At 44.9% G+C, this 18,073-nt stretch carries 14 protein-coding genes; 9 read left to right on the forward strand and 5 right to left on the reverse strand.

Going from position 1 to position 18,073, the window contains the following annotated elements; genetic code table 11:
• The 4 genes from recF (at position 1) to OH461_RS18790 (ending at position 5,991) form a co-directional block, all read left to right on the forward strand.
• The gene (gene recF / locus OH461_RS18775) at positions 1 to 1,080 is read left to right on the forward strand and encodes a DNA replication/repair protein RecF (protein ID WP_270022074.1); all 1,080 of its coding nucleotides are present in this window, start codon (positions 1 to 3) and stop codon (positions 1,078 to 1,080) included.
• A 17-nt stretch (positions 1,081 to 1,097) separates the two neighbouring features.
• A complete protein-coding gene (gyrB, locus tag OH461_RS18780; protein ID WP_270022075.1) occupies positions 1,098 to 3,515 on the forward strand; it encodes a DNA topoisomerase (ATP-hydrolyzing) subunit B in 2,418 nt (805 codons plus the stop codon).
• Between the two features lie 483 nt (positions 3,516 to 3,998).
• A complete protein-coding gene (locus OH461_RS18785; protein WP_260261610.1) occupies positions 3,999 to 4,433 on the forward strand; it encodes an Hsp20 family protein in 435 nt (144 codons plus the stop codon).
• 271 nt (positions 4,434 to 4,704) lie between these two features.
• Positions 4,705 to 5,991 (forward strand): carbohydrate-binding protein, encoded by a 1,287-nt coding sequence (locus OH461_RS18790; RefSeq protein ID WP_270022076.1) that lies wholly within the window; start codon positions 4,705 to 4,707, stop codon positions 5,989 to 5,991.
• Between the two features lie 48 nt (positions 5,992 to 6,039).
• On the opposite strand, the gene OH461_RS18795 is transcribed toward OH461_RS18790, so the two are convergent.
• The 4 genes from OH461_RS18795 to glyQ all read right to left on the reverse strand — a co-directional run bounded on the left by OH461_RS18795 (position 6,040) and on the right by glyQ (position 12,835).
• Positions 6,040 to 7,290, reverse strand: coding sequence for a valine--pyruvate transaminase (locus tag OH461_RS18795; protein WP_270022077.1), 1,251 nt, complete (start codon positions 7,288 to 7,290; stop codon positions 6,040 to 6,042).
• A 261-nt stretch (positions 7,291 to 7,551) separates the two neighbouring features.
• The gene (locus OH461_RS18800) at positions 7,552 to 9,645 is read right to left on the reverse strand and encodes an alpha-amylase (protein ID WP_270022078.1); all 2,094 of its coding nucleotides are present in this window, start codon (positions 9,643 to 9,645) and stop codon (positions 7,552 to 7,554) included.
• Positions 9,646 to 9,842: 197 nt separating this feature from the next.
• Entirely contained in the window at positions 9,843 to 11,909 is a 2,067-nt protein-coding gene (glyS, locus tag OH461_RS18805) for a glycine--tRNA ligase subunit beta (RefSeq protein WP_270022079.1), read from the reverse strand.
• Positions 11,910 to 11,911: 2 nt separating this feature from the next.
• Positions 11,912 to 12,835 carry a glycine--tRNA ligase subunit alpha gene (gene glyQ / locus OH461_RS18810; protein WP_270022080.1) on the reverse strand — a complete coding sequence of 308 codons (924 nt, stop codon included), beginning with the start codon at positions 12,833 to 12,835 and terminating at the stop codon, positions 11,912 to 11,914.
• Between the two features lie 439 nt (positions 12,836 to 13,274).
• Between glyQ and OH461_RS18815 the strand changes: the two genes are divergently transcribed.
• From OH461_RS18815 to OH461_RS18825, 3 genes are all read left to right on the forward strand, one after another.
• Positions 13,275 to 13,832, forward strand: a complete 558-nt coding sequence (locus tag OH461_RS18815) for a TMEM165/GDT1 family protein (protein WP_270022081.1) — start codon at positions 13,275 to 13,277, stop codon at positions 13,830 to 13,832.
• A gap of 309 nt (positions 13,833 to 14,141) precedes the next feature.
• A complete protein-coding gene (locus OH461_RS18820) occupies positions 14,142 to 15,815 on the forward strand; it encodes an ABC transporter substrate-binding protein (protein WP_270022082.1) in 1,674 nt (557 codons plus the stop codon).
• Positions 15,816 to 16,027: 212 nt separating this feature from the next.
• The gene (locus OH461_RS18825) at positions 16,028 to 16,288 is read left to right on the forward strand and encodes a hypothetical protein (RefSeq protein WP_270022083.1); all 261 of its coding nucleotides are present in this window, start codon (positions 16,028 to 16,030) and stop codon (positions 16,286 to 16,288) included.
• 71 nt (positions 16,289 to 16,359) lie between these two features.
• Here the strand turns inward: OH461_RS18825 and tusA are convergent, their stop codons facing one another.
• A complete protein-coding gene (gene tusA / locus OH461_RS18830; protein WP_270022084.1) occupies positions 16,360 to 16,608 on the reverse strand; it encodes a sulfurtransferase TusA in 249 nt (82 codons plus the stop codon).
• A 135-nt stretch (positions 16,609 to 16,743) separates the two neighbouring features.
• Between tusA and OH461_RS18835 the strand changes: the two genes are divergently transcribed.
• Positions 16,744 to 16,926, forward strand: coding sequence for a hypothetical protein (locus tag OH461_RS18835; RefSeq protein ID WP_270022085.1), 183 nt, complete (start codon positions 16,744 to 16,746; stop codon positions 16,924 to 16,926).
• A 148-nt stretch (positions 16,927 to 17,074) separates the two neighbouring features.
• Positions 17,075 to 18,016, forward strand: coding sequence for a LysR family transcriptional regulator (locus OH461_RS18840; protein WP_270022086.1), 942 nt, complete (start codon positions 17,075 to 17,077; stop codon positions 18,014 to 18,016).
• The last annotated feature ends 57 nt before the right edge of the window (positions 18,017 to 18,073 follow it).

Here is an 18,073-nt window from a genome sequence, read left to right on the forward strand (position 1 = left end):
ATGCCGCTTACCCGTCTTATTATTCAGCAATTTCGAAACGTTAAAGCCTGTGATATTGAACTATCAGCAGGCTTTAACTTTCTTATTGGCCCAAATGGAAGTGGCAAAACCAGCGTGCTGGAAGCCATCTACTTGCTCGGCCATGGCCGCTCATTTAAGAGCTCGTTGACTGGACGAGTCATCCAAAATGAGTGTGATGAGCTGTTTGTACATGGCCGTTTTTTGAACTCGGATCAATTTGAGCTACCAATTGGCATTAATAAGCAGCGTGATGGCTCGACAGAGGTTAAAATAGGCGGTCAGTCTGGGCAAAAGCTTGCTCAACTGGCACAGGTTCTACCGCTACAGTTAATTCACCCGGAAGGGTTTGATTTACTCACCGATGGGCCTAAACATCGCCGTGCATTTATTGATTGGGGTGTGTTTCATACCGAATCGGCATTTTATGATGCATGGGGACGTTTTAAGCGTTTGAACAAACAACGCAATGCGTTACTGAAAACTGCGCGTAGCTATCGCGAGCTCAGTTACTGGGATCAAGAGATGGCTCGTTTGGCTGAGAACATTAGCCAATGGCGTGCTCACTATGTTGAGCTAATGACCGCCAAAGCAGAACAAATATGTCGCACATTTTTGCCAGAATTTGATATTCAATTGAAGTATTATCGTGGCTGGGATAAGGACACGCCTTATCAAAGCATCCTCGAAAACAACTTCGAGCGTGATCAATCGCTTGGTTACACCTTTAGTGGGCCAAATAAAGCGGATTTGCGCATAAAAGTGAACGGTACACCAGTTGAAGATGTGCTTTCACGGGGTCAGTTAAAACTGATGGTGTGTGCGCTGCGTGTCGCGCAAGGGCAGCACCTAACCGAAATGACCGGAAAGCAATGCATTTATCTCATTGATGACTTTGCATCGGAATTAGATAGTCAACGTCGTAAGCGCCTAGCGGACTGCTTAAAAGAGACGGGGGCTCAAGTTTTTGTAAGCTCTATTACCGAAAGCCAAATCGACGATATGAACGACGATAATGGCAAGATGTTCCATGTGGAACATGGCACAATAGAGCCAGTATAAATAGCGGAAGATAACTCATGTCTGAAAATTACGATTCATCGAGTATTAAAGTACTGAAGGGTCTGGATGCTGTTCGTAAGCGTCCAGGTATGTACATCGGCGACACGGACGACGGTACCGGCCTCCATCACATGGTCTTTGAGGTGGTGGATAACTCAATTGATGAAGCGTTGGCTGGTCACTGTAAAGACATCATTGTGACAATCCATGAGGATAACTCTGTTTCTGTTAGTGATGATGGTCGTGGTATTCCAACGGAAATGCACCCAGAAGAGAAAGTATCAGCAGCTGAAGTAATCATGACGGTACTTCACGCGGGTGGTAAGTTCGATGACAACTCATACAAAGTATCGGGTGGTCTGCACGGTGTAGGTGTTTCAGTAGTAAACGCACTGTCTGAAAAAGTAACCCTAACGATTCATCGTGGCGGTCACATCCATACACAAACTTACCATCACGGTGAGCCACAAGCGCCACTAGCGGTTGTAGGTGATACGGATAAAACAGGTACGCAAATCCGTTTCTGGCCAAGTGGTGAAACTTTCTCAAACACCGAGTTCCATTACGACATCCTAGCAAAACGTCTACGTGAGCTATCTTTCCTAAACTCTGGTGTTTCTATCATGCTTAAAGATGAGCGTGAAGAAGACAAGAGCGATCACTTCATGTTTGAAGGTGGTATTCAAGCGTTTGTTGACCACCTAAACACCAACAAGACGCCAATCATCGAGAAGATTTTCCACTTCGACTATGAACGTGAAGATGGCATCTCGGTAGAAGTGGCGATGCAATGGAACGATGGTTTCCAAGAGAACATCTACTGTTTCACCAATAACATTCCTCAGCGTGATGGTGGTACTCACCTTGCTGGTTTCCGTGCGGCCCTAACCCGTACCTTGAACTCGTTCATGGACAAAGAAGGCTTCTCGAAGAAAGCGAAGACAGCGACATCTGGTGATGATGCCCGTGAAGGTCTAACTGCTGTTGTATCAGTGAAAGTGCCGGATCCTAAGTTCTCAAGCCAAACAAAAGACAAGCTGGTTTCTTCTGAAGTGAAATCGGCGGTTGAATCTGCAATGGGTGAAAAACTGTCGGAGTTCCTAGTAGAGAACCCAACAGAAGCGAAGATGGTTTGTACTAAAATCATCGATGCAGCGCGTGCTCGTGAAGCAGCGCGTAAAGCTCGTGAAATGACTCGTCGTAAAGGCGCGTTAGACCTAGCAGGTCTTCCAGGTAAACTGGCAGACTGTCAGGAAAAAGACCCAGCACTCTCTGAACTATACATAGTGGAGGGTGACTCGGCAGGCGGCTCCGCAAAACAAGGCCGTAACCGTAAGAACCAAGCGATTCTTCCACTGAAAGGTAAAATCCTGAACGTAGAGAAAGCGCGTTTCGACAAGATGCTTTCTTCACAAGAAGTAGCGACACTGATTACCGCTCTAGGTTGTGGTATCGGTCGTGACGAATACAACCCAGACAAACTGCGTTACCACAACATCATCATCATGACCGATGCCGACGTCGATGGTTCGCACATCCGTACGCTACTATTGACCTTCTTCTACCGTCAAATGCCAGAGCTTATCGAGCGTGGCTATGTGTACATCGCTCAGCCACCGCTTTACAAAGTGAAGAAAGGTAAGCAAGAGCAGTACATCAAAGATGAAGACGCAATGAACCAATACCAAGTGGCACTAGCACTTGATAATGCATCTCTACACGTGAATGCAGAAGCGCCAGCGCTTTCTGGTGAAGCTCTAGAGAAGCTCGTTCAACAATATAACGCAGGCATTAAGCTGGCTGAACGTATGAGCCGTCGTTACCCACACGCATTGGTTCACGAACTCATCTACACGCCGCGTCTAACAGCAGAACAATGCCACGATGCAGCCGCTGTTGAAGCTTGGACTAAGCAGCTAGTTGAACAGCTAAATGCGAAAGAAGTAGGTGCTAGCCAGTACAGCTTCGAAGTAGAGCAACACGCTGAGCTTGGCCTAAATCTACCTAAAATTGTGGTTCGTACTCACGGTGTGACACATGATTACGCACTAAGCGTTGATCTGTTTAACTCGAAAGAATACGGCAAACTGGCGGATCTATCTGAAGCGCTAGACGGTCTAATCGAAGAAGGTGCTTACATCAAACGTGGTGAGCGTACTCAGCCAGTAGTAAGCTTCGTAGAAGCACTTGAGTGGTTGATTAAAGAATCACGTCGTGGCCTAAGCCTACAGCGCTACAAAGGTCTAGGTGAGATGAACCCAGATCAGCTTTGGGAAACTACCATGGACCCAGAAACGCGCCGTATGATGCAAGTAACGATTGAAGATGCAGTCGGTGCTGACCAACTGTTCACCACGCTAATGGGTGACCAAGTTGAGCCTCGTCGTAACTTCATCGAGGAAAACGCATTGAAAGTAGCTAACCTAGACGTTTAGTATTTTTGATACTTTGCTATTTCACTTAATTTCTGTGTCAGAGGTGCTCACATACCTTCGTATGCTCTGCGCCTCTTCCTTGAACTAAAGCGAAATAGCTTCGCCTCAAAACACTAAATTATTTTAAAGCACTGTCCTTTGGATGGTGCTTTTTTGTATTTGTAAGGTGTTGAAAAATAAAGGTGTGGAGAAATAATTTAAAATAATCCCTTGAAACTGATTTGAGCTATCCACATATCTAGTAGTGAAGAGGATGACTGTCTTGCTCAATAGAGAAGAAACAGATCTTCTGGAATCGCTGAATAGACATCGCTCAGGAGAGGATAATCTTGAAAGCACACAATTGAACTTGATTCATGTCTACGTCCCAGCGCTAAGAGAGCCCGAGGAGTAGTGAATGAGTCCCTTGGTCGGCGCCGACCTGTACAAAACAGATCCGCGTAAACTCACGACTAAGACTATTGCTTACTAGAGGATAGTATTATGAGAACTGTAGATTTCACTCCACTTTACCGCAACGCAATTGGCTTTGACCGTCTATTCAACATGATGGAAGCCAACACAGCCAAAAATTCTTCTGGCGGTTACCCTCCTTACAACATTGAGCAAAAAGACGAGAACAACTTCCGTATTACGATGGCAGTTGCTGGCTTCGCTGATGACCAGCTCGATCTGACTCAAAAAGAAAATATGTTGATTGTAAAAGGTGAGCGTAAAGCTGAAGAAGGCAAACAATACGTTTATCAAGGTATTGCAGAGCGTGATTTCGAGCGTAAATTCCAACTGGCAGACTACGTAAAAGTGGTCGGTGCAAGCATGGAAAATGGTCTGCTGCACATTGACCTAGAACGCGAAATCCCAGAAGCGATGCAACCGCGTAAGATTGCGATCAATGGTAGCAAGCTCATCGAAGGCTAAGTAACTATACTTAGTTAATCGGAGACAAAAGGCCTTTTTATAAAGGCCTTTTTTGATCGTATTAACTATAGATAAAGTTATTTATTGATAAAAATCATATATTTAAGTTGTCATTTTCTTTTGTTATTCGCGAGTTAGTTAAGTAGTAAAGACCGTGATTTTGTGAACATAAGTGGCAAATACACTAGGTTTTTTACATCGCTCAAATGGAAGAGATGTTTTTCTTTTCCATACTTTTTACAGTTTTTATTAATTGTAAAAAGGATATTCAATGAAATTTAAAAAGGCGGCCGTTACAGCAAGTTGTGTCTCTTTATTATTAGCGAGCGCGATGACAGTTCAAGCGTCTCCAAAAGGCACTATTTACCTGACTTTTGATGATGGCCCAGTTAATGCCACGATTCCGGTTTTAGATGTATTGAATGAAGCTGGTATTAAAGCGACTTTCTACTTCAATGCTTGGCACCTAGATGGTATCGGTGATGAAAATGAAGATCGCGCACTAGAAGCGCTTAAGTATGCGCTGGATACGGGTCATATGGTTGCAAACCACAGCTACAATCATATGGTTCATAACTGTGTGGAAGAGTTCGGCCCTAATAGTGCCGCTGAATGTAATGCCACTGGTGATCATCAAATCAACTCTTACCAAGACCCTGTGTTTGACGCCTCAATGTTTTCAAAGAATATTGACGTAAACAAATCCTATATCCCAACCATCGACAGTTATCCAAATTATAAAAAACACTTTGCTCGTTTACCTTATACAAATGCTTGGCGAGCAAGTAGGGAGTTACAATCTCATGGTTTGTGTGCCACTTCAGATGATCTCAAGCCTTGGGAACCTGGTTACGTATGTGACACTGATAACCCATCTAACAGCGTTAAATCCAGTATCCAGTTGGCAGACATTCTGTCAGGGGAAAACTATCTAATGCATGGTTGGGATATTGACTGGGCTCCAGAAAACTGGGGTGTTGCAGAGCCTGCTAACACACTTACTGATGCTGCTACTTTTTTGCAGTATGTTGAAAATACTATCAACACCTGTGCGCCTATTAATATTGAACCAATCAACTCTAAATCGCATGGTCATCCATGTGACAGTAGTCTGCGCCAAGACAAAGTGATTGCGCTAACTCATGACTGGCTGTTTGAAGATGGCCATCGTGGTATGGGTAGTAAAAACCTACCTAAGCTAGCGGAGTTCATTCGATTAGCGAAAGAGGCGGGTTATGTGTTTGATACCATCGATAACTATGCACCGGCTTGGGCAGTAGGGACAGCTTACGCTGAGTCTGAGCACGTTACTTACCAAGGCATTGTGTATAAGGCGGCAAGCGCGCATACCGCGCAAGCTGACTGGGCGCCATCTTCTACATCTACGCTATGGTTGAATGCCATGCCGACAACGCTTTGGACCGTAAATGTGGATTATAAAGTGGGTGACGAGGTGGCTTACAAAGGTGAGCGTTATGTTGTAGACGTGGCGCATGTATCCCAAGCTGATTGGACGCCAGATGTACAAAACTCACTATTTACTCTGTTAGTTGAGTAATTAATATCTTGCTGTAATGAGCGAGCCAAGAAATGGCTCGCTCTTTTTTTATTGCTCTAGATAAGCCTTCTTCACTTCTTCGGCTATAACAGCAATGCCTGCTTTCATTTTGTCGTCATCTTGAACGTAGTTCATACGCAGGCATTGATGGGCGTGATCCCATTCGTCTTCTTGGCCGATAAAGAAATATTCACCCGGAACAATCAGTACGCCTCTTGCTTTTAGGCGTTTATACAGCTCCATGGTGGTGATTGGCAGTTCATCAAACCATAACCATAAGAAAATCGCGCCCTCAGGCTTATGAATACGAAATCGTGAATCGGGTATTGCTTGTTGTAAGAGTTCGACAGCACGCAGTGATTTGTTTTGGTAAAACGGTTTGATGGTGTTTTCACTAAGTTTGAGTAAGTCACCTTGCTCAATCATATGATTAGCCATAGCAGGGCCTAAGCTCCCCGGTGCTAAGCTAATAATACCATTCATATTGGTCATCGCTTGGGTGACTTCTTCATTGGCGATAACAATTCCACAGCGCACACCAGGAAGGCCGAGCTTAGATAGACTCATGCAAAGGATGGTGTTGTCATTCCAAAACGGTTTCACATCTTCGAAGATGATGTTTGGAAAAGGCAGACCATACGCGTTATCGATAATTAATGGGATATTGTTGTCACGCGCGAGCTTATCGAGCTTTTGAATCTCTTCATCTGTCAGCACATTGCCCGTTGGGTTGGTTGGGCGTGATGCGCAGATCGCAGCGACCGAATCATCGACTTTTAATTGCTCAAAATCGACATGGTATTTAAATAGTCCGTTTTCTAATAGCTCGATTTCAGGGTGGTAAGAGATGAAGATATTCTCATCAATGCCCGCATCCCCATACCCAATGTATTCTGGTGCTAAAGGCAGAAGAATTTTTTTAAGTGATCCATCTGGCTGTTTACCTGCAAGTAGATTGAATAGGTAGAAAAAACCACTTTGGCTGCCATTGGTTAAACTGATGTTCTTTTCACTGATTTCCCAACCGTAAGCTTCTTGGAACAATCGAGCGAGTGCTTTTACAAAGCTGTCTTTGCCTTGTGGGCCATCATAGTTGGCAAGTGCAGCGACCAGTTCGCCATTGGCGAGCATTGTCTCGCTGGCTTGGTGAAAGTAATCGAGCATGGCTGGTATGGCGGCAGGGTTGCCTCCTCCGAGCATGATGGCACCCGGCGTGCGTAATCCATCATTCAAATCATCCATAAGTTGGGTAATACCCGAGTACTGATTAAATTTTTCACCAAATTGAGAGAACTGCATCTGTCGTTAAACCTAATTCATTGCGTTTGCTTCGTGTTAGTCCACGTCAGGGCTTGGCTGACGAATCGAATAATCCTTGAACATACCGCAATGGCTATGAGACGCAAAGCACAAATTCATCGAATAATAGATAAAAGTGCTTTTCTCTGGTTATAAGCAGGGTTGTTAAAAGTGATTTAAAACAGCGCTGATATAACAGTATCAAATGCTGGTGGGGTAAAAAGAGTAGGGAAGCCGAAGCTTCCCTTAGGTAATTTGGCGTTACTCTCCGGTATAAACCACTAACACCTTGTCATCTTGATATTGACGCTCGAATGCGTAATAGCCTTGTTGATGGCGAGTAATATGTTTGCCTTGAGCGATGGCAGGATGACGCTGGCGGAACTCTCCGAGCTTTTGCCAATGTTGCAATAGCGCTTGCCTCTCTCCTGTAATCTGCTCCCATGGCATATCGGAGCGGGTACCTTGGTGGCCATCAGAACCGGCAAAACTCACATCCCGTGCAATTTCATCTCCGTAAAATATCTGCACCGTACCCGGAGCAAGCATTAGGGCATTTGCTGCACGAGCTTGGTTGTCGATGCTTTGGCTGCGAGACCAAAAGAGCTGAGTGTCGTGTGATGAAAGGTAGCTCAGCACGTTAAACTCAGGATCTTGGTTAATGCGTTCAGCGTAACGAGCATACTCTTTATCCAGTTGGGCAAAACATTTGAGTGCTTTCGGCGCGATGTCGGTTTGGAACTCAAAGTTAATAACCGAATCGAAGCCGTTATCAAAGTATGGGCTCTTTACCACGCTGTGTGCCCACACTTCGCCAGTCATCCAAAAGGGCAGGTCATCTAAGGCTTTATCTGGGTTGTTTTGCTTCCATTCTGCCAGTGCTTGATTGGCGCTAGCTTTCAGCTCAGCCCATGCTTGCATCTCAACATGTTTGGCGGTGTCGACGCGAAAGCCATCAATACCATACTCAAGTACCCAATCAGATAGCCAAGTGATTAGGTGTTGGCGTGGTGTTTGCTCACTCTCTTGCGCATTGGTTTCTTTATTGCGGTAGAAGTTTGGTAATCCGGTTTTTTGATTCGACTCAGTTTTGAGATCCGGTAAGAAGCTTAGCGACATAGTGATATCGTTATAGCCCGGCGCATCATAGTCGCCGATATCGGTTCTCAGCCAATCTTTACCCCACCATTTGTCCCATGCTTCGCCATCGTTGTATTTGATGTAGTCGTTAAAGCTGTGCCAGTTTTGGCCTTGCTTGGGTGTCCAATCAGTCCATTTTTCACCTAAAACCTGTTTGGCTTCTTGGTCATCAAGATAGAGCTCGCCGAAACTAAATTCCTGCATATCCGCTAAGGTGGCATAACCGGTGTGATTCATCACTACATCCCAAATGACACGGATCCCCTTGCTATGAGCAGTATCAATGAAGGTTTTGAGTTCATTTTCGGTACCCATGTTGGCGTCTAATTTGGTCCAATCTTGATGGTAATAGCCGTGGTAACCATAATGTTTGAAATCGCCATTACTGCCCCCACCAACCCAGCCATGGATTTGCTCAAGCGGTGAGGTTATCCAAATTGCGTTGACGCCGAGAGATTCGATGTAGTCGAGTTTTTGGGTTAAGCCGGCTAGATCGCCGCCATGGAATGTGCCGATTTCGTGTTCGCCATCTTTGCTGCGGCCGTAGCTTTGGTCATTGTTTGGATTGCCGTTGTAGAAACGATCGGTCATCACAAAGTAGACCGTAGCGTTATCCCAACTAAATGGTGGTTCGATGGGGTGGTTTACTGGTTCGAGTAATAACAATCCTTGGCTCATTGGTGCGGGTTGCAGAGTTATCGAGCCATTTTCGACGATGGCTTGTTGTCCTGATAGGGCATCTTGAATCACTGTCCCATCGGTGAAGGTCTTAGAGACATTGATGGTTTTAGCCACCTCAGTGGCAACAGGGCAAGCATATTGAACAACTTGTGGTTGTTTGGACTTTGCCGTGACAGTGAGTTCATTACTATCGGGATTGAGAGTAAATTGGTAAGTGCTCGATTTATATATGCGTAATGGCATCGCTGGATTGTCAGTGCAGTTATCCATTTTAAGCGGCTGGTTGAACTTAATTCGCCCAGTGTCTGCGAGTGCATAGCGACTGCCACAGCTGTTTTGGTTATCTGCGATAGCAACCGAATATTGGCCTTTTTCAAGCATTTGCTCTGCAATGAGTAAGCCTTGCTCATTGGCCTGAAATTGAGCGGTATGGTCTCCAATCGTGAGTAGAATGGCGTTATCTGGTGTATTGCTTTCAAACTGGCTACAAGCGCTAAGTAGGCTGATAGAGAGCGCTAATATGGTTTTCTTCATTGTGTCCTTCCCCCGAATAAACGCCTCAGTTATAACAAACCTGACCCTCTACAATCCGAGTGATATGACCATTTCTCCTGCTACAAAACTTTGCCTAGTTCACAAATCGATTTATAAATTCATCTGCTTTTGAGTCGGCAATAAAAAAGGGAAACCATGACTGGTTTCCCCTTCGTTCTATTTCATTTCAATGCTGCTTATTTTTGCAGTAGTGAAATGTCAGCAATCTGTAGGAATAGGTTACGCAGGTTGTTCAGTAGCGTTAGACGGTTCTTCTTCAGAGCTTCGTCGTCAGCCATTACCATTACGTTATCGAAGAATGCATCTACTGGCTCACGTAGGTCAGCTAGCTTGCTTAGTGCTTCTTGGTAGTTACCTGTCGCAAATGCAGGCTCTAGAGCTTCAGTCATCACTTCAACGCTTTCTGCTAGCGTCTTCTCTGCGTCTTCTTGTAGAAGAGCAAGGTCGATTTCTGCTGCTAGTTCGCCGTCGAATTTCGCTAGGATGTTACCTACACGCTTGTTCGCTGCGGCTAGGGCTTCTGCTGCTTCTAGCTCACGGAAGTGAGATACCGCTTTCACGCGCTGGTCGAAGTCTGCTGGTTTCGTTGGACGGTTAGCCAGTACAGCTTGGATGATATCCACGCTGAAGCCTTCGTCTTTGTACCATGCGTTGAAGCGACCAAGCATGAAGTCGATAACGTCGTTTGCAACGTTCGCGTTAGTCAGCTTATCGCCGAACAGAGACTGAGCTTTTGCGATTAGGTCTGTTAGGTCTAGGCTGTAGCCGTTTTCTACGATGATACGTAGTACACCTAGCGACGCACGACGAAGTGCGAATGGGTCAGAGCCCTTAGGTGCTTGACCAATACCGAAGATACCAACAATCGTATCTAGCTTGTCAGCCATTGCAACAGCAGATGAGATCCCCGTGCTTGGTAGGTCGTCACCCGCGAAACGAGGCATGTATTGCTCGTAAAGTGCCAGTGCAACTTGCTCGTCTTCACCATCGTGAGTTGCGTAGTGCATGCCCATTACGCCTTGAGTATCTGTAAATTCAAATACCATCGATGTCATTAGGTCACACTTGGCTAGAAGACCCGCACGCTTAGACTTTTCAACGTCAGCGTCGATTTGCTCAGCGATGTAGCCAGCAAGCTCTGTGATGCGGTCTGTTTTGTCTTTGATAGTACCAAGCTGTTTCTGGAAGATAGCTTGTTCTAGTTCAGGTAGACGGTCGATAAGAGGACGCTTACGGTCAGTGTTGAAGAAGAATTCTGCATCCGCTAGACGTGGACGTACAACCTTCTCATTACCTTCGATTACGTATCGAGGCTCTTTTGATTCGATGTTAGAAACGAAGATGAAGTTAGGCAGTAGCTTCTTGTTTTCGTCATACACTGGGAAGTATTTTTGGTCACCTTTCATGGTGTAAACCAGAGCTTCAGAAGGCACTTTTAGGAACTCTTCTTCAAACTTCGCAGTAAGAACGACTGGCCATTCAACCAGAGAGGTTACTTCTTCAACTAGGTCATCTTCTAGGTCAGCAATACCGCCAACCGCTTCCGCTGCCTTTTGAGAATCAGCAAGGATGATCGCTTTACGTGCTTCGTAATCTGCCATTACCTTACCGCGCTCTTCTAGGATCGCTGGGTATTGCTCTGCAGAATCGATAGTGAACTCTTGCTCACCCATAAAGCGGTGACCACGGATAGTGCGGTCAGATGCCACACCTAGGATCTCACCTTCAATCAGGTCAGAACCCATTAGCATGGTAAGAGTCTTAACTGGGCGAATGAACTGAGTTGTCTTGTTACCCCAACGCATTGGTTTCGCGATTGGTAGGTTACCCAGTGCCTTTGCTGCTAGCTCAACAACGATTTCAGTCGTTGCTTGGCCTTTTACTTCTTGTTTGAAAAGAAGCCATTCGCCTTTGTCTGTTACTAGACGGTCAGCTTGCTCAACTGTGATGCCGTTACCACGAGCCCAACCTTGAGCTGCTTTAGTCGCGTTACCGTCAGCATCGAATGCCACAGAAACCGCAGGACCACGCTTTTCAACTACTTTGTCAGCTTGACCTTCAGCAAGACCAGCAACCTTAAGTGCTAGACGACGAGGAGCCGCGTACCATTTCACACCTTCGTGTGCTAGGTCTGCGCCTTTAAGCTCTGCTTCGAAGTTTGCTGCGAAAGCTTCTGCTAGCGTACGAAGTTGCGTTGGTGGTAGCTCTTCAGTACCTAGCTCAATTAGAAATTCTTTTGCCATGATTACTTCTCCTCGCCTTGTTTCTTACACATTGGGAAGCCAAGTGCTTCACGAGATGCGTAGTACGCTTCTGCAACCGCTTTAGTTAGGTTACGAATACGAAGGATGTAACGTTGGCGCTCTGTAACAGAGATAGCTTTACGCGCATCAAGAAGGTTGAATGCGTGTGCTGCTTTAAGAATGCGCTCGTAAGCTGGCAGAGGTAGAGGTTTTTCTAGCTCTAGTAGCTCTTTAGATTCTTTTTCACATTGGTCAAAGAAGCTAAATAAGAAATCTACGTCAGCGTGCTCGAAGTTGTAGGTTGATTGCTCCACTTCGTTTTGGTGGAAGATATCACCGTAAGTCACGTTGCTGCCGTCTGGTGCTACGTTCCATACAAGATCGTAAACAGAGTCTACTTCTTGGATGTACATTGCTAGACGTTCGATACCGTAAGTGATTTCACCTGTTACTGGCTTACACTCAAGGCCGCCGACTTGTTGGAAGTAAGTAAACTGAGTTACTTCCATGCCGTTTAGCCATACTTCCCAGCCTAGACCCCAAGCGCCTAGAGTTGGGTTTTCCCAGTTGTCTTCAACGAAACGAATGTCGTGAACAAGTGGGTCGATACCAAGCACTTCAAGTGAGCCTAGGTACAACTCCTGAATGTTGTCTGGAGATGGTTTTAGAGCTACTTGGAATTGATAATAGTGCTGCAGACGGTTCGGGTTTTCACCGTAACGACCATCGGTCGGACGACGAGAAGGTTGAACGTATGCCGTAGACATTGGCTCTGGGCCAAGTGCACGTAAACATGTCATTGGGTGAGAGGTACCCGCACCTACTTCCATATCTAGAGGTTGAACGATGGTACAACCGTTTTGTGCCCAATAATCCTGCAGCGCGAGGATCATTCCCTGGAAGGTTTTGATATCGTATTTTTGCATAGCCTGCTTCGCGCGATTCTTCTAAATGAATTTAATGAAAATAACGATCAAGTATACCGAGATATCGTGCGTGGTAGTAGAGGGAATCTTGCTTATTTCATAGGCAAAAGCGTTTAGTTTGCTCTAAAGACAAAATTTTCTACCAAAACTGCCGTTAAGTGAGTCTGATAACGGCTTTAGGCTTAGGTTTCTCGGCTTGCAACTCATTATTTTACTGATTAGAATTGCGCCGTCTTTGGGGAGTAGCTTACTCATTCAACAACCTTGTTGAAACGTTCGTTCGTCAACATACTTGGTGCCAAATCACCATGGCGTTCGAGACTCATCATCCCATGATGGGTTTAGCAAGACCTTAGACAAATCATCACAAACCAGGGTGGGGAGTGGGATTTGTCTTTGGAAAAATAATAATAATCCCCGCCCTAATATGAGCAATGTTGTGAGCGTTCTAGCTATATCTTTAACGACTGTAGCGATAGCCGAGATCGGGGATAAAACCCAACTGTTGTCTTTGCTGTTAGCCAGTCGCTTTCGTAAACCCGTGCCAATTATTTTGGCCATCTTATTGGCAACACTGGCCAATCATGCTTTAGCGGCATGGTTGGGGGTAGTAGTGGCTGATCATGTTTCTCCAGAAATCCTCAAATGGGGTATCGCAGCCAGCTTTTTAGCGATGGCTGTATGGGTATTAGTACCAGACAAAATTGATGAAAATGAAACCTACTCAGGTAAAAGTGCCTTCTTGACCAGTTTTATGGCTTTTTTCATCGCAGAGATCGGCGATAAAACGCAAATTGCGACTTCGATTATCGGCGCGCAATATGCGGATGCTTTGGCATTGGTCGTGATAGGAACGACGCTTGGTATGATGGTGGCGAACGTACCCGTGGTGTTGATGGGTAACTTCTCGGCTGAGAGATTGCCTTTAGCTCTCATTCGTAAAATAACTTGCGCCATCTTCGTTGCGTTAGCCATTGGTGCAGCGTTCTTCTCTTAAATTTGCCTTATCATTGATAATGAATGACGTGCGGTCAGGTGGATATTTTAATCTGGTCGCATTTTAATCAGAATTGTGTCTAATTCGAGTAAGTGCGATTTGTTGTAATCTTTCATCAAACTCGACAGAAATAGATGACTTAGTGCTCAAATATTCCTCAATTTGATGACCAAAGTTGTTGTTCAATTATCAAACAGCAAAATTTTGCAATAAACCTGCAACGCCATGTTTTTTATTAGATTTTCGTCATATTGATGTCGTAAATTAATCTCGTTATTTTCTATGCGATTTTATTCATAAGGTATCGCTATGAAAACAACGCTTTTATCTACCGTGGTTGCATCAGCAATCGCGTTTTCTGCAAGTTCGGTTGTGGCAGCTGATTTAGATAAGATGTCTCAGCTGACAATCATCCCAAACCACAACCCATCGCTTATTCGTAACTTCAACCCTTATGCTGTGTCTCGTCTGCATACCGCTCGAGACTTTATCTTTGAGCCATTGGTGATTTTCAACGAGCTTAAAGGCAATGTGCCTGAGTATCGTTTGGCGACAGGTTTTGCGCTAAGTGAAGACCTGCTGAGTATTACGTTTGATTTGCGTGAAGGCGTGACTTGGTCTGATGGTGAAACGTTCGACGCAGATGATGTGGTATTCACGTTTGATTTGGTGCGTAAAAACCCAAATATTGATGATCGCGGGATCAATAGCAAAGTGAAGTCGGTTGAAAAGCTAGGTCCTTACAAAGTGCGTTTCAACTTAGATAAAGTGAACACCAATATTGGTTATGAAATCGCGCAAGTTCCGGTTGTGCCTGAGCATCAATGGAAGTCAGTTGAAGACCCTGCGGCATTTATGAACCCGAATCCAGTGGGAACAGGGCCATTTACTGAGCTGCCTAAGTTTACTTCTACGCTATTCCTTCAATGTCGTAACCCGAACTACTGGGACAATGATAATCTTGATGTAGATTGTCTGCGTGTGCCTCAAATGAACCACAATGACCAAGTGTTGGGTGAGTTGATGAACTCTCGCATCGACTGGGCGGGCTCATTCATTCCTGATATTGATCAGACCTATCTTAAAGCCTCGAAGAACCACGGTTACTGGTATCCACCAGCGGGAACTCAGGCATTTATGTTTAACTACGCATCAAAAGACAAAGTGAAACATGAAGTACTGAACGACATTAATTTCCGTCGTGCCTTCTCAATGGCGATTGACCGTCAAACTCTGATTGATATTGCGAACTACGGCAACGCGGTATTAAACGACTTTGCGTCTGGTCTAGGCTATGCGTTTGAAACTTGGTCTGATGAAGCTGTTCACAATCAGTACAAACCATTTATGACTTACTCACCAGAGAAAGCGAAAGCGCTATTGGCAGAGGCGGGTTATAAAGATATTGATAATGACGGTTTTGTTGAATCGCCATCTGGTGAGAAGTTTGAGCTAAGCATTCAATCGCCTCAAGGTTGGACTGACTTCAACAACACAGTCATGCTGGCTTCTGAGCAGTTGCTTGAAGTCGGTATTAAAGTGAAAGCGCGTACACCTGATTTCTCTATCTACAATAAGAGCATGCTAGGTGCGGATTACGATATCGCTTACACCAACTACTTCCATGGTCCAACTCCGCACAAATACTGGGATAGTGGTTACCACTCGCGCCTACAAGCGTCTGAAGGTATGCCGCGCTTTGCGATGCACCACTGGAAGAATACTAAGCTAGATAGCTTGCTTGATAGTTTTTACAAAACAGCGGATAGCCAAGAGCAGCAAAACATTGCTCATGACATTCAGAAGCTGATTGCCGAAAACCAAGTGACGGTGCCTGTATTGTCAGGACCTAACTTCTATCAATACAACACCACTCGCTTTACAGGCTGGTGGACAGAGGATAATCCAAAAGGTCGTCCAATGGTTTGGGAAGGCACACCAGAACGCCTATTACACGTGCTAGACCTAAAACCACGTAGCTAATTCATTAGCTTACAAAAGCTCAACATATAAACCTAAAAGGCTCTAATCTTAGATTAGGGTCTTTTTTATACCTGATAATCGGGTGTCGAAATAAGAAAAGTGAGTTTGTTCAAACTCTTAAGTAAATTCGGTGAAATGCGTGACCGCTGACATATTAGTGTCACAATTGTCATGCTACTTTAATCATAACAACAGTGGCGGAGGGCAACATTATGCTGACACGTTACATGGGGATGACCCCAAAAAGTCAGAGCTATTTGTTCACATTTGGCTTGGCGCTTACATTACTCGGAATGGTGCTGACAGATATGTGGCTACCTATGGTAGCAGGAGCGATTATCTTAGCTGGATTGACGGTAGAATCTTGGATTCGCGTTGCACATATTATTCCGATGCATCAGGAGATGCGTTCGATGCAAAAGCAGATCAACAAGCTGCAATCTGAAATTCGCACTCTTGAGTATGATGAGTAATTGATAACAGAACAAACAAAAACGGCTGCCACGGGCAGCCGTTTTGCTATCTGCTAATCCACTAGAATTGCTTAGCTTAAGCCTTTTTTAATTAGGTACTGATAAGGCAGTTGATCCGTTTGTGCATCAATTAATTGGTGATCCATAAAGCGACAAAAGCTTGGGATATCTCGAGTGGTTGATGGGTCATCTGCTTTAACTAACAGCACTTCACCATCTTGCATGTTGCGAATTGTCTTCCTGACCATCATTACGGGCTCCGGGCAGCGTAATCCTTCTGCCTCTAGGGTATGTGTTACCTGCTCTGAATTCATTGTCATGGTCATATCTGTGTTGCTCGATTTAGGCGGTAGATAATACTAGTGAAGAAAAAATATTCAATAATCACTTGGCAAAAGGATCATTTTGTTTTAATTTAATTAACAAGCTGGTAACAAAAATAAAAAGGAACTGGAATGCTAACCACGCTCGATAGGCTTTCTATTTATTCCGTTCTTTGTTTTATTGCTTTGTGCACTCTTGTCACACGTTCATCAACGGAAGGTTCTTTGATGCCATTAGTTGGCGTTGCAGCCACAATTGTAGGGATTTGGCTTGAAATACGCCAGTGGCAAGAATCTTCTTCTAAAGAGTGCTGACTAACCGACACAAGATAGTAGCTACTAATTCCGCCAAAACTCTATTCCGACACTATCCCCAGTTTTCTTGGGCTTCCCCGCCGAAAGGCGGGATTTTTTTTTCCCTAAAGCATACACTTAGTCTAATCATGTTGAGTGGGTCGCTAAAGTGGAACTAGAAGACATCTATCGTCGAGATTTGAATTTGTTAGTCGCACTGCGCGTGCTGATTGAAGAAAGCAGTGTTAGCAAGGCGGCAACTCGTCTCAATTTGAGTCAGTCAGCCATGAGTCGTGTGCTAGGACGTTTAAGGACGTTACTTGATGATCCTTTGTTTACTCGGCAAGGGCAGCAACTTATTCCAACTGAAAAAGCGCTAGAAATTGATGCAGCATTAGGTGAGCCACTAGAGTCTCTGCGTCAGTTGTTAGCGCCAATGGAGTTTGACCCACAAAGCTGCGACCAAACATTCACGATTGCGACCACTGACTATGCGATGCAAACCATCTTGCCATTTGCGCTGCCTCGTATTTATCAAGAAGCGCCCAATGTATCGTTTAACTTTTTACCTTTGCAACATGACCGCTTAGCCGATCAACTTACCTACGAAGGCGCTGATTTAGCCATTTGTCGCCCTACCGGTCCTGTTGATCCATTACGCAGTGAAAACTTAGGTCGAGTTGGCGTATTTTGTTTGCTATCGAAACAACATCCTTTAGCGGATAAAGAGATGAACTTGGCGGATTACCTGAGTTATCCCCATGCGATGATTGCAATCAGTGATGGCGTAAAAGCGCTGATTGAGCAAGCCTTGGTCGACCAGCCTAAACGTAAGATGGTGTTACGCGCGTATCATTTAGAAGCGGCGCTCGCGATTGTCGATACCATGCCGCTGATTATTACTGTGCCAGCCGATTTAGCGTATTTGGTATCAGAGCGTTATGATTTGGTGGTTAAGCCATTACCATTCCAGTTTACGCCTTTTGATTATTCGATGATTTGGCATGCGCGCTGTGAGCACTCTCCAGCCCAAGAATGGTTGAGAGGCATTGTGAAAGAAGAATGTAGCCGCCTGATTGCCAAACGTATTGAAGATATGGGATTAGAGTAGCGTGTAATTCTAAATCATTCAGATAACAAAAGAGCCAGCATTGCTGGCTCTTAATCT

This window comes from Vibrio sp. LaRot3 (assembly GCF_027587025.1).
Lineage (GTDB): Bacteria > Pseudomonadota > Gammaproteobacteria > Enterobacterales > Vibrionaceae > Vibrio.